Source organism: Kitasatospora sp. NPDC057015 (genome assembly GCF_042673745.1).
Taxonomy (GTDB): domain Bacteria; phylum Actinomycetota; class Actinomycetes; order Streptomycetales; family Streptomycetaceae; genus Kitasatospora.
Genome location: NZ_JBHUSG010000015.1, coordinates 152,684 through 166,622 on the forward strand (window position 1 = coordinate 152,684; position 13,939 = coordinate 166,622).

Sequence of the window (13,939 nt, forward strand, 5' to 3'; positions counted from 1 at the left end):
GTGGAACCCAGCCCCGACAACACCGCACCCGCCGCCACCCCGCTGACCCGGGCGCTGGAGACGATCCGCCGGCTCCGGGCCCAGCTCGACGCCGCCGGCGGTCCGCAGCCGCTGGCGATCGTCGGGGTCGGGCTCCGACTGCCCGGCGGCATCTCCGATCTCCGCGGCTACTGGGAGGCGCTGGCCCAGGGGCGGGACCTGGTCCGCCCCATGCCGCGCTCGCGCATGGACCGCTTCGCGGCCGAGTGGGAGGCGTTGCCGCACCGCGGCGGCTTCCTCGACGACGTACTGGAGTTCGACGCCGACCACTTCGGCATCAGCCCGCGCGAGGCCCGCGGCCTGGACCCGCAGCACCGGCTGCTGCTGGAGGTCGCCGCCGAGGCGCTCGACGACGCCGCGCTCGCCCCGGAGCGGCTGGCCGCGGCCCGGACCGGCCTGTACCTGGGCATCACCGCACAGGACTACCGCGACTGGATGCGGGGCGAGCCGGACGCCTACTGGGCCACCGGCAACGGCCACTGCTTCGCGGCCGGACGCCTCGCCTACACCCTCGGCCTCACCGGCCCGGCGATGGCGGTCGACACCGCGTGCTCCTCGTCCCTGGTCGCGCTGCACCTCGCCCGCCAGGCGCTGCGTCGCGGCGAGTGCGACACCGCCCTGGTCGGCGGCGTGAACCTGGTGCTGTCGCCGCGCTCCACCCGGATGGTGCAGCAGACCCGCTCGCTCGCGCCGGACGGGCTGTGCAAACCCTTCGACGCCCGCGCCAACGGCTTCACCCGCGGCGAGGGGGCGGGCGTGCTCGTCCTGCGGCGGCTCGCCGACGCCGTACGCGACGGTGACCGCGTCCATGCCGTGGTCCACGGCTCCGCGGTCAACCAGGACGGCCGCTCCTCCGGCTTCACCGCACCCAACGTCCTCGCGCAGACCGCGCTGATCGAGGCGGCCCTCGCCGACGCCGGGCTGGTGCCCGCGGACATCGGCCTGGTCGAGGCGCACGGCACCGGCACCTCGCTCGGCGACCCGATCGAGATGGAGGCGCTGGCCGCGGCACTGGGCCGCCGCAACGGCCGGGCCCCGCTGCACGTCGGCTCGGTCAAGGCGAACCTGGGCCATCTGGAGGCCGCGGCGGGCATCGCCGGGCTGGTCAAGGCGGTGCTCTGCCTGAAGGAGCGGGCGGTCCCGCCGCTGGTCCACTTCCGGACCCTCAACCCGCGCATCGAGCTGAGCGACACCGGCATCCGCTTCGCCACCGAGCTGACCCCGTGGACGCCCGCGGACGGCGGCCGGTACGCGGGCGTCAGCTCCTTCGGCATGAGCGGCACCAACGCCCACGTCGTCCTCGGCGCGGCGCCGCGGCCCGAGGCCGACGAGGCCGCCGGCGCCCCCGACGTGACGGGCTTCGAACTGGCCGCGGCCACGCCGACCGCGCTGCGGCAGCTGGCGCGCCGTCACGAGGCCGCGCTGCGGCGGGCCGCCGACACCGACTACGCCGCGTACGCGCACACCGTCACCGTCGGCCGGGCCCGGCAGGCCGTACGGGCCCGGGTCACCGCCGCCGACCGCGCCGCCGCGCTGACGGCGCTGGCGGCGCTGGCCGAGGGGACGCCGCTCGCCTCGGTCGAGCTCGTCGACGGCCCCACCCCTCAGGCGCTGACCGGGCTGCCGCGCCGGGTTCTCGACCTGCCCGCCTACCCCTGGCAGCGGCAGCGCCACGCCCCGGAGGAGCCGGCCGACACCGCCCACCCTGCGCCGGCCCACCCTGCACTGGCCGGTCCGGCACTGGCCCGTCCGGCGCTGGCCCGTCCGGCGCTGGCCTGGCGCCCGTGGTCGCCGCAGGGCGGGGCGAGCGAGGCCGCGTTGGTGCTGGCCGGTGACGACACGTCGGTGCTCGCCCTGCTCGCGGCCCGCGCCGGTGCGGCCGGCCGTACCGGGACCGTACTGGCCGACGGGCCGCTGGCGCTGCCCGCGGGCTGGACGCAGCAGGCGCTGCCGCAGTCCCGGGAGGGCTGGCGGCAGCTGTGGGCGGAGCGCGCGGACGCACCCGTGACACTGCTGCTCGCCCCGCGCGCGACCCCGCTGCCGCAGGCGCCGGACACGGACGCCGACCCGGCGGCCGCGGGCGCGGCACTGTGCGCGGCGACCGCCGACGCCGTCCTGGCGCTCGACGGCTCGTCGGTGGCCGGCCGCGCCTTCGTCGCCACCCGGGGCAGCCGGCTGGTGCACGCGGACGACACCGTCGCCGCGACCGACCACGGCCTGCTGCACGGCCTGGCCGCGGTGCTCGGCCTGGAGGCCGCGAAGTCCTGGGGCGGTGTGGTCGACCTGCCCGCCGAGCCGGACCAGGCCGACGTCGAGGCCCTGCTGCGGCTGCTCGACCGGCCCGGCGGCGAGGACCTGGCAGCGGTGCGCCGCGGCGAGGTGCTGGTCGCCCGGGTCACCACCGCGCGGACCCCGCCCGCCGCGCCACTGGCGATCCGCCCGGACGCGACCTACCTGCTCACCGGCGGCCTCGGCGGGGTGGGCCGGGCGCTGGCGGCCGACTTCGCCGGTCGCGGTGCCCGGCACCTTCTGCTGCTCGGCCGCACGCCCGAGGCCGCACTCGCCGGGCCGGGCCGGGACCTGCTCGCCTCGCTGCGCGAGGACGGCGTCGAGGCGCGCTACGCGGCCGTCGACGTCGCCGACCCGCGCGCCCTCACCGAGGCGCTGAGCGCGGCGGCGGACCTGCCCCCGGTCCGCGGCGTGGTGCACGCGGCGGGCACGCTGCCGCACCGGGCGCTGGCGGACGCCGACACCGCGGCCTACCTGGCGGCGTTGCGCGGCAAGTTCGACGGCGCCTGGTGGTTGCACCTGCTCGGCCGTGCCTGGCCGCTCGACTTCTTCGTGCAGACCTCCTCCGTCTCCGCGCTGTGGGGCACCGACGGTTACGGTGCCTACGCCGCGGCCAACGGCGGCCTCGACACCATCGGCGCGACCCGTGCCCGGCAGGGCCTGCCCTCCAGCGTGATCGCCTTCGGCCCGTGGGACCTGGACGGCATGGCCGACGCCGCGGGCCGCGCCGACCTGGCCCGGATGGGTGTGCACTCGCTCGCGCCCGACGCGGGCGCGGCGGCACTGGCGACGCCCGCGACCGGCGCCGACCCGCTGCTGCTCGCCTGCGACGTGGACTGGCCGAGGTTCGCCGGTGTGATGGCCGCGCGCCGGCCCCGGCCGCTGTTCGCCGAGGTCGCGCCGCCCACCGCTGCCGCCCCGGGAGAGGCGCCCCGCGCCGGATCCGGCGCGGCGGACGTCCTCGCCCTGCCCGAGCAGGCCCGGGCGGCCGAGCTGCGTACCCGCGTGGGCGCTGCGGTGGCCGGGCAGCTGGGCCACGCCGAGGGCACGCCGCTGGCGGAGGACCGGGGGTTCCTGGACCTGGGCCTGGACTCCATCATGGCCTCGGACCTGGCCCTGCACCTGGCCGACCGGTACGGCGTGCCGCTGTCGGTCACCGACGTCTTCGACCACCCGACCGTCACCGAGCTCGCGAACCGGCTGCTGGCGCTGCTCGCCCCGGCGACCACGGCTCCCGCACCGGCCCCGGCCCCGACGGCCCTGGCCGCCGCGCCGTCCGTGTCCACTCCCCTCGCTCCGTCCACACCCGCCGCAACCCCTGCGCCCGATCCCGATCCTGCTCCCGATCCCGCCCCGAACGAGCCCATCGCCATCGTCGGCATGGCCGGGCGCTTCCCCGGCGCCGATTCCACCGAGGAGCTGTGGGACCTGCTGCGCGAGGGCCGCGACGGTGTCGGCACGGTCACGCCCGACCTGTGGGACGGCGACCGGCTGACCGACCCGGACCCGGTCCGCACCGGGCGGATCACCAGCGACCAGGGCGGCTGGCTCGGCGACCGGGCCCGCTTCGACGCCGGCTTCTTCGGCATCCCGGCGCGCGAGGCGCGCAGCCTCGACCCGCAGCACCGGCTGCTGCTGGAGGTCGCCTGGCACGCCCTGGAGGACAGCGGCACCGATCCGCACCGCCTCCGGGGCAGCCGTACCGGCGTCTGGCTCGGCATCTCCAACTCCGACTACGCGCGCCTGCTGGAGCGTGACGGTCTGGACTCCCTGGACGCCTACCACTCCACCGGCACCGCGCTCAACGCCGCCGCCGGACGCCTCTCCTTCCTGCTCGGCCTGCACGGCCCGGCCCTGGCGATCGACACCGCCTGCTCGTCCTCGCTGGTTGCGCTGCACCTGGCGATGCGTTCGCTGCGCTCCGGGGAGACGGACGCGGCACTCGCCGCCGGCGTCAACGTGATCGCCTCACCGGAGTGCTCGGTCGCGGTGAGCCGCGCCCACATGCTCTCCCCCACGGGCCGCTGCAGGACCTTCTCCGCCGAGGCCGACGGTTTCGTCCGGGCCGAGGGCTGCGGCGTGCTGGTGCTCAAGCGGCTCAGTGACGCCGAGCGTGACGGCGACCGGGTGCTGGCGGTCCTGCATGGCAGCGCGGTCAACCAGGACGGCGCCTCCTCCGGGCTCACCGCCCCCAGCGGCAGGGCCCAACAGGCGGTCATCGCCGCCGCGCTGGCCGATGCCGGGATCCGGGGCGCGGACGTCGACTATCTGGAGGCCCACGGCACCGGCACCGCGCTCGGCGACCCGATCGAGCTGGGCGCGGCCTGGTCGGCGCTCGGCGGCGGGCGCGAGCCGGGGCGTCCGCTGCTGGTCGGCTCGGTCAAGAGCAACATCGGCCACTGCGAGTCGGCCTCCGGCATCGCGGCCGTCGTCAAGACCGTGCTCGCGCTGCGGCACGAGCTGCTCCCGGCCGGCCTGCACTGCGACACCCGCAACCCCCGCGTCCCCTGGCGGGAGATGAACCTGCGGGTGGTGGACGAGCCGATCGCCTGGCGATCCGGGGGCAGACCTAGGCTGGCGGGCGTCTCCGGCTTCGGCTTCTCCGGCACCAACGCCCACGTGGTCGTGGGCGAGGCCGCGCCTCGCCCGACGCCGCGGACCGGCGAGGGACCGTTCCTGCTGCCGCTCTCCGCGCCCGACCGGGACGGCCTGGACCGGGTGACCGCCGCCTGGCGCGAGCGGCTGGAGCAGGCCGGGGACGAGCAGACGGGCGGCCTCGCGGCGACCGCCGGACGCGGCCGCGCCCACCTGGGCGTGCGCCGGGCGGTGGTCGGACGGACCCGCGCGGACCTGCTCGCCGGACTCGCCCGCGAGGAGGCCCACGGCCCGGCGGAGCGGGCTCCGAAGGTCGCCTTCCTCTTCTCCGGTCAGGGCAGCCAGTACTTCGGCATGGGCCGCCGGCTCTACGAGGACGAGCCGGTGTTCCGGGAGACCTTCGACGCGTGCGACCGGATCGTGGCGCCCGAGCTCGGCATCACGCTGCACCAGCTGCTCTTCCACGGCGCGGACAGGGAGTTGGTCAACCAGACCAGGTACACCCAACCCGCACTGGTCGCCCTGGAGTTGGCGCTCGCCGAGCTGTGGGGCTCGTGGGGTGTGACCGCCTCCGTCGTCGTCGGCCACAGCGTCGGCGAGATCGCCGCGGCGATCCACGCCGGGGTGCTGGACCTGGAGGCCGGGCTGGCCCTCGTCGTCGAGCGCGCCCGGCTGATGCAGGGAACCGAGCACGGCGGCATGCTGGCCGTACAGGCACCCCTGGAGCAGGTCGAGGAGTGGGTGCACGGCAGCGGCCTGGACATCGCGGCCGTCAACGGCCCGCAGTCGGTCGTCGTCGCCGGCTCGCCCGGGCTCCTGGCCGACTTCGCGGCGCGGATGAAGGCGCAGCGCACCCACGCCCGCGGCCTGCTGGTCTCGCACGCCTTCCACTCGCGGCTGATGGACCCGATCCTGGGCGAGCTGGTGGCGATCACGGCGCCGTTCCGGTTCTCCGCCCCGCGCATCCCGATCATCAGCAACGTCACCGGCCGGCTGGCCGGCCCGGACGAGTACGACGCCGCCTACTGGGGGCGGCACGTGCGCCGGCCGGTGCTCTTCCACCAGGGCGCGTCCCGGCTCGCCGACCTGGACGTCGACCTCTGCCTGGAGATCGGCCCGGACCGCACGCTCGGCCACCTGGTCTCCGTGGCCGGGCTCGCGCCCGCCGGCGGAGTCGCGCCGTCACTGCGGCGCGGCGGGGACGACCGGCAGACGATGCTGACCGCCGCGCAGACGCTCTACCACCGCGGCCGGGCCCTGGACTGGGCGGCCGTCCAGGCCGCCACCCGCGCCGACCGCACCGAGGCGCCGCGCTACCCCTTCGCCCCGACCCGCCACTGGACCACGACCGGCGACCGGACCGCCGACCCGGCGCCGGCCTCCGCCGGCCCGCGCGGCACCCGGCACTGGGGCACCGAGCTGCACTCGCCCGCCCTGCCCGGGCGGGCGTTCTCCTTCGAGCGGCGCGCCGACTTCCCGGCCTACCTGACCGACCACCGGCTGTACGGGACGGTGGTCACCCCGGCGGCCTCGCACCTGGCCACCGTGCTGTCCGCACTGGCCGCCGGCGGCCGGCCGTTCGCCCTGGAGGACCTGGTCTGCCCGCGCGCCCTGGTCATCAAGGACGGCGAGCGCTACGAGGCACAGATCCTGGTCGGCGCGCGGGACGACGCCCGCGAGCTCGGCGTGCACTCGCTGCTCGACGCCGACCGCGGACTGTGGCAGCGTCACATCAGCGGACGCGTCGGCGAAGTGCGGCCGGCCGCGCACCCGGCCCCGGACCGGGAGGCCTTCGTCGCCTCCGCCGAACGACACGTCGGCGGCGCGGAGTTCTACGACTACTTCCGTGCGCTCGGCTACACCCTCGGCCCGTCCTTCCGCTGGATCGCCGACGTGTGGATCCGCGGGGACGAGGCACTGGTCCGCTACGCGCAACCACAACTCCCGGACGCACCGGGTGACTACGAGATCTACCCCGGCCTGATCGACTCGCTCTTCCAGAGCATCGCCGGCTTCATGGTGGACGAGACCGCCGAGGAGGCGCCCTCGCTGGCGATCCCCTTCGCGGCCGACCGCCTCTCCTTCCCCGGCCGCCCCGGAGGCAGGGAGGAGCTGTGGGGCCACGTCCGCGTCCGCCGCGCCGACGAACTCCCGCGCGGCCGCAGCCGGGTGGAGCTGGCCGACCTGCACATGTTCCGCGCCGACGGCGAGAGCGTCATGGTCGCCGACGGCTTCCGGGTCCGGCACGCGCCCCGCGGGGTGCTGGAGCAGAGCCTGCGCAGCGGTGCCGCGCACGCCTACACGGTCGGCTGGCAGCCGCTGCCGCCGGCGGCCCGGACCACCGACCCGCAGCCGCTGCGGATCCGGCTCCTCGGTGTGGAGAGCCCGCAGGCCAAGGCCGTCGCCGAGCAGTTGCACGCGCTCGGCCACCGGCTGCTCGCCGACGTCGACGGCGGGAGCGCAGCCGACCTGGTGCTGGACGCCCGGCTGCTGGCGTTCGAGGGCGACGGACCGGTCGGCGCCGACGAGGCGCTCGCCGTCACCACGGAGCTGGCCGCGCAGCTCGCCGCCGAGCCGGTGCGGCACACCCCCTACGCGGTGCTGGCCCACGGCGGAGCCGCCGCCGCGCCGGTGCGCGAGAGCGTGTGGGGCCTGCTGGCCGCCCTGGAGGTCGAGGACCGGGAGCGCCGCCTGCTGCGGATCGCGCTGGAGCCGGGCTTCGAGGCCGCGGCCCTGGGCGGGCTGCTCGGCCGGGCGGTCTCCGGCGAGTTCCTGGAGGGCCGGTTCACCCTCGGCGCCGAGGGAGCCCGGGTGGCCCGGCTGGAGCCCGTCGTCAGGACCCCGGTCGAGCCGCAGTGGCGCGGCGGGGTGCTGATCACCGGCGGCCTGGGTGCGCTCGGGCTCAGCGTCGCTCGGACGGTCGCCGCCCAGGGGGCGCCCGCCGTCACCCTGATGGCCCGTTCGCAGCCGGACGCGGTGGCCGAGTCGGTGATCGCGGAGCTGCGCGCGGCGGGCGTCCGGGTGGCGGTGGTCTCCGGTGACGTGACCCGGCCCGAGGACTGCGCCGCGGCGGTGCGCACCGCCGCGGCCGAGGCTCCGCTGCGCGGGGTCTTCCACCTCGCGGGCGGCAGCGACGACCGGCCCTTCGGGCAGCTCACGCCGAAGTCCTTCGCCCAGGTCTTCGCGGCGAAGGCGGGCGGCGCGCAGGCGCTGGCCGCGGCCGTGGCCGGGCTGGAGCTCGACGCCTTCGTGCTGTTCTCGTCCGTCTCCGCCCTGCTGGGCTCCGCCGGGCAGGTGAACTACGCCGCCGCCAACGGGTACCTGGACGGCCTGGCCGCCGCGCTGCGGTCGCGCGGCGTCCCCGCGACGGCCGTCGCCTGGGGGCCGTGGGTACCGCAGGACCGGGCCGGTCTGGCCGGCACCGAGGTGGTGGCCCGGGCGGCGGAGCGGATGGGCGTACGGGCGCTCGGCGACGACCAGGCCCGGCCGCTGCTGGCGCTCGCCCTCACGGGCGGGCAGGCCCGGCTCGCCGCGGTCGCCCTGGACGCCGCCCGGTACCGCGAGCGGCTGGCCGGCTCCCCCGCCGCAGCCCTGGTCCAGGGCCTGCTGTCGGACCCCGCGGGCGCCCCGGACGGGGCCGCGGGCGCCGGAGCGGCTGCCGGTGGAGGCCGGGGCGGGCTGCGGGACAGGCTGTCCCGGGCCGCCGGCCCGGCCCGCGAGGAGCTGCTGCTGGAGGAGGTGCGGGCGCTGGTCGGCCGGCTGCTGGGCGACCCGGCCGCCGTCCGCGACACGGTCGGCTTCGCCGACCTCGGCCTCGACTCGATCATGGCGATCGACCTGAGGTCCGCCCTGGCCCACGACCTCGCCATGGACCTGCCCGCCACCGTGGCCATCGACCACCCGACGGTCACCGCGCTCGCCGGCTTCGTCGCCGCACTGCTCGCCACCGAGGACGAGCGAACAGCGGACCGGCGAACCGAGGAGGCGACCGTCGGGCCCGCCCGTCCCGACGGGATGGACGAGCCCGCCGGGACCCACGAGCCCGACGAGAACGGCCAGGGCCCCGAGGGCGACCTCGGGGCCCTCAGCCTGGACGAGCTGCTCAGCGCCGTGCGAAACGACCTGGCGAAGTGAGGACGACGATGCGACTCGAAGAGATCCGCGCCCTGCTGGAGGAACAGCTCCGGCTCTCGCGCTCGCTCAGGCAGCGGGTCGGCGAGCTGGAGGAGGCCCGACACGCACCCCTGGCCGTGGTGTCCGTCGCCCTGCGACTGCCCGGTGGCCTCAGCACGCCCGAGCAGTACTGGGACTTCCTGCTCTCCGACGCCGACGGACGCGGCCCGATCCCCGCCGACCGTCCCGCACTGCGCGCGGTCCACGACCCGCGCCCCGGGCTGCCCGGCCGCTCCTACGTCGACCGGGCCGGCTTCCTGGACGACATCGCCGGCTTCGACCCCGCGTTCTTCGGCATCTCGCAGCGCGAGGCCGAGGCGATCGACCCCCAGCAGCGCCTGCTGCTGGAGACCGCCTGGGAGGCGGCGGAGCGGGCCGGACTCGCGATGCGCCGTCAGGACCGGCTGCCCGTCGGGGTCTTCCTCGGCATCATGACCTCCGAGTACGCGGAGCGGTTCGCCGGCCGCGAGGACAAGTCGGGCATCGACCCCTACTACGGGATCGGCGCCGGCCACTCGATGGCCGCCGGCCGGGTCAGCTACGTGATGGGCCTGTCCGGCCCGGCGGTCAGCGTCGACACGGCCTGTTCCTCCTCGCTGGTCGCCCTGCACCTCGCGGCGCAGAGCCTGCGCCGCGAGGAGTGCCGCTACGCCCTGGTCGGCGGCGCCAACCTGCTGCTCTCCGCGGACCTGATGGTCTCCCTCTGCCAGAGCCGTGCACTGGCCCCCGACGGCCGGTCCAAGTCCTTCACCGCCGCCGCCGACGGCTACGGCCGCGGCGAGGGCGTCGGGATGCTGATGCTGATGCGGCTGGCCGACGCCGAGGCGGAAGGCCGCCCGGTACTGGCCGTGCTGCGCGGCTCGGCGACCAACCACGACGGTGCCTCCTCCGGGCTGACCGTCCCCAACGGACCGGCCCAGCAGGAGGTGATCCGGGCGGCCTACCGGGACGCCCGCACGGACCCGGCCGAGGTCGGCTGGGTGGAGGCCCACGGCACCGGCACCTCCCTCGGCGACCCGATCGAGGCGGGGGCGCTGGACGCCGTGCTCGGCTCCGGAGCCCCCGGCCGGACGTCGCCGCTGGCCATCGGCAGCGTCAAGTCCCGGTTCGGGCACCTGGAGGCGGCCGCCGGCGTCGCCGGTCTGATCAAGGTGGCGTTGATGCTGCGGCACGGGATCATCCCGGCGGCCCTCGGCCCGGACGACGGCGAGCTCAACACCTTCATCCCCTGGGACCGCACGCGGCTCACCGTCCCCCGCGCGGCGGCGCCGTGGCCCGGGGCCCAAGCCGGGCGGGTCGCCGGGATCAGCGCGTTCGGCATGAGCGGCACCAACGCCCACGCCGTGCTGACGGCCCACCGGAGCACCGTCCGACCGCGGGCCGACGCGGGTGGCACGGTCGGCGGGCCGGAACTGGTGGTGCTGTCGGCCAGGCACCCGGACAGCCTCCACCGACTGGCCGTGGAGACGGCCGCGGCCGTCGAGGACGCGGACGGGGAGCGGCTGCGTTCGGTCGGCCACACGCTGCGCGTCGGCCGGGTCCCCTTCGAGCACCGGATCGCGGTCACCGGCCGCACCGGCGCGGAGCTGGCCCGCGCGCTGCGCACAGCGGTCGAACAGCACCCGACCGCACCCGTGGGTGATCCGCCCGTGGTGCGACTGACCGTCGTCGAGGGGCCGTCGCTGCGGGCCGGTCTGGACGCGCTGGCCGCCGCCCACCCCGGGCTGGCCAGCCCGGCCGCGACCGAGGCGGGGCTCATCGGGGCGCTGGCCCGGCTCGGACTGCGAGTGAAACCCGGAGGCCCGGCACTGCCGGCGGGCGTGCACGCGGCGCTGGAGTGGGACGGGACGCTCCACCCGCTGGTCGGCGCCGACCCCGCCGAGACGCCGGAGCTCCTGCTCGCCGCCCTGGGCGCGCTCTTCACCGCCGGGGCCGACCTGCGCTTCGAGGCGCTGCGCCCGGCCGGCGAGATGCTGGTCGGCGACCTGCCGACCTACGCCTTCCGCCGGCGCCGCTGCTGGGTCGACGAGCCCACGCCGTCCGGCGGGGCGGGCACCGGGGCCACGGTCGGGAATCCCCCGCACGGCGCCGGCACCGGCGCAGCGACCGGGGACGACGAGCGGGGGGTGGAGGAGTTCCTGCGCTCCCGGCTGGCTGGCATCCTGCACGCCGACGAACTGGACGGCAGCCGCCCGTTCGCCGAGGCGGGCGGCGACTCCTTCGGCGCCATGCAGCTCACCGTCGCCGTCGAGGAGGAGTACGGCGTCGACGACCTCCCCCTGGACCTCTTCCTGGAGGACGTCCCGCTGGACGTCATGTTCCACCGTCTCAGCACCTTCGTCGTCAGCCGTGCAGCGGTGCCTGCGCACCGTCGGAGCCTGGAGCAGAACGCATGACCCCCTTCGTACGACCGCGCCCGGTCGACCGGCCGGCCCTTCGCCTGGTCGGCTTCCACCACGCGGGCGGGTCCGCGTCGGTCTACCACCCGATGGGCCGGGACCTGCCCCGGGACTGGGACCTGGTGCTGCTGGACCTGCCGGGCCGCGGTAAACGCCACAGCCAACCACCGCTGCTGGACATGCGGGAACTGGTCTCGCTCGCGCTCGCGGACGTGCTGCCCTGGCTCGACGCGCCGGTCGCGCTCTTCGGCCACAGCCTGGGGGCGATCCTCGCGGTCGAGGTCGCCCGCGGGCTGGAGGCGCGGGGCACGGTCCCGTCCTGGGTCGCCGTCTCGGGCCGGGTCGCACCGGTCCACCAGGAGCAGGTGCGCCGACGCCTGCACACCCTGGAGGACGCGGAGTTGCTGGACGAGCTCCTGGGGCTCGGCGGCACTCCGGAGCGCGTCCGCGAGGTGCCGGGGTTCGTCGAGCGGTTCCTGCGGATCAGCCGTGCCGACCTGCGGGCGGTCGAGTCGTACCGTCCGCAGGCGCGGCGTGCGCCGCTGAGCTGCCCGATCGTCGCACTCGGGGGGCTGGGGGACGCCTGGGCACCGCAGGATTCGATGCTCGCCTGGGAGCAGGAGACCACGGCCGGGTTCCGCAGCCGCTTCTTCCCCGGCGGGCACTTCTACTTCCTGGGTGAGCAGTTCGCCGGCTTCACCCGCCAACTCGTCGCCGACACGCAGGATCTGGTGCCGACGGCGGTCTGAGCCCGGTGCCGGACCCGCAGCTGCACCACGGTTCGAGAGGGCTTCGAGCGGCGGCGGCGAGGCTGGCTGCGCCGGCCGCGGCCGGCCGGTACCGCCCACACCCCTGAGTGAGGAGCCCGCAATGCGCTGGCAGAACCTGTACATCGCCGGTCTCGGCGCCTTCCTGCCGGAGCAGGTCTGCACCGCCGAGCAGGCGGTGGCCGACGGCCACTACGGCGAGGGCGAGCGCGAGGCCAACGGCTACCGCGCCGTCCGCGTCGCGTCCGAGGAGGAGACCGGTCCGGTCATGGCCGCCGCGGCCGGGCGCCAGGCCGTGGAGCGCTCCGGTGTCGCCGCCGAGGAGTTCGGTTTGGTCGTGCACGCCAGCGTCGGGCACCAGGGCCAGGACGTGTGGACGCCCGCGCACTACGTGCAGAACGAGACCGTCGGCGGCCACGGAGCCGCCTTCGAGGTACGGCAGGGATCCAACAGCGGCCTGGCCGCCGTCGAGGTCGCGGCCTCCTGGATCTCGGCCCGCCCGGACCGCGACGCCGCCCTGGTCACCACCGGCGACGCCTTCAAGCTGCCCTACTGGGACCGTTGGAAGGCGGACGACCAGGTCGTCTACGGCGACGGCGCGGGCGCCGTGGTGCTCTCCACCCGGGGCGGCTTCCTCAAGGTCCGGTCCACCGCCAGCCACGGCGACCCCTCGCTCGAACCCCTCTACCGCGGCGAGGACGCGTGGACCCCGGCGCCGTTCCACACCGGCGGGCCGGTCGACCTGGCCGGCCGCAAGAGCCACTGGCTGGGCCGCAACGAGGGCGCCTACGACGAGGCGATCGCCCGGATCAACAAGAACTTCGGCACCGTCCTCACCCAGGCCCTCACCGACGCCGACTGCGAACTCGGCGACACCCAGTGGTTCGTCCACGCCAACATGTCCAGGACCATCGTCGAGTGGGGCTTCCACGGCGCCCTCGGCCTCGACCCCGACCGCACCGTCTACGAGTGGGGCCTGGACTACGCCCACATGGGCGGCGGCGACCAGATCATCGGCCTGAACCGGCTCTTCGAGACCGGCCGCCCGAAGCCGGGCGACCTGATCGTGACCGCCGGCGCCGGAATCGGCTTCATGTGGACCGTGGCCGTCCTGGAGGTTCTGGAAACACCTTCCTGGTGACGGCAGTTCAGTAGAATCGTCCCGACATCCCGCCGATCGGCCGGCCCCGCCCCAACCGCGGGACCGGCCCGTCTGCCTGCCTGCCTGCCTGCCTGCCTGCCTGCCTGGAAGGTGACCCGATCGTGTCCGGTCTGGCCAAGAACCTGAATCTCGGTCTGGCGTTCCTGCTGGAGCTCGTGGTCTACGTCTCCGTCGGCGGCTGGGGTTTCACCGCCCGCCCCCGCCTCTCCGCCCGTCTGCTGCTGGGCCTGGGCGGCCCGCTCCTGCTGATCGTGCTGTGGGCCCTCTTCGGCGCGCCCACCGCGACCTACATGCTGAGCGACTGGCCGCGGATCGGCTTCGAGGTGCTCTGGTACGGGGCTGGCGCGGTAGCCCTCGCGGCGTGGTGGCGGAAGGCGCCCGCGGCCGTCTTCGCGACGCTGGTGGTGCTGAGCGGCGTCCTCGCCCGGGTGTGGGGCCAGCAGGAGTGAGCGTGCCCGCGGTGGCGGTCACGTGAGGAGACGGCGGCGCGCCCCGGTCCGAGGTCAGGACCGGGG

5 protein-coding genes are annotated in these 13,939 nt (G+C 76.2%); all 5 read left to right on the forward strand.

Features of this window, described 5'->3' with window-relative positions:
* Positions 1-9,057, forward strand: coding sequence for an SDR family NAD(P)-dependent oxidoreductase (locus ACFTWP_RS17370; RefSeq protein ID WP_380265409.1), 9,057 nt, complete (start codon positions 1-3; stop codon positions 9,055-9,057).
* Positions 9,058-9,065: 8 nt separating this feature from the next.
* A complete protein-coding gene (locus tag ACFTWP_RS17375; RefSeq protein ID WP_380265410.1) occupies positions 9,066-11,492 on the forward strand; it encodes a beta-ketoacyl synthase N-terminal-like domain-containing protein in 2,427 nt (808 codons plus the stop codon).
* Positions 11,489-12,244, forward strand: coding sequence for a thioesterase II family protein (locus ACFTWP_RS17380; RefSeq protein WP_380265411.1), 756 nt, complete (start codon positions 11,489-11,491; stop codon positions 12,242-12,244). Before ACFTWP_RS17375 ends, ACFTWP_RS17380 begins: the two co-directional genes overlap by 4 nt.
* Before the next feature lie 121 nt (positions 12,245-12,365).
* Positions 12,366-13,403: a ketoacyl-ACP synthase III family protein gene (locus tag ACFTWP_RS17385; protein ID WP_380265412.1), complete on the forward strand. Its 1,038-nt coding sequence runs from the start codon at positions 12,366-12,368 to the stop codon at positions 13,401-13,403.
* A gap of 122 nt (positions 13,404-13,525) precedes the next feature.
* Entirely contained in the window at positions 13,526-13,873 is a 348-nt protein-coding gene (locus tag ACFTWP_RS17390; protein WP_380265413.1) for a YrdB family protein, read from the forward strand.
* Positions 13,874-13,939: the final 66 nt, after the last annotated feature.

Bases quoted from the DNA above. Each gene is read 5' to 3' on its own strand.
- ACFTWP_RS17375 (WP_380265410.1), top strand. From the start codon at position 9,066: ATGCGACTCGAAGAGATCCGCGCCCTGCTGGAGGAACAGCTCCGGCTC.
- ACFTWP_RS17380 (WP_380265411.1), top strand. From the start codon at position 11,489: ATGACCCCCTTCGTACGACCGCGCCCGGTCGACCGGCCGGCCCTTCGC.
- ACFTWP_RS17385 (WP_380265412.1), top strand. From the start codon at position 12,366: ATGCGCTGGCAGAACCTGTACATCGCCGGTCTCGGCGCCTTCCTGCCG.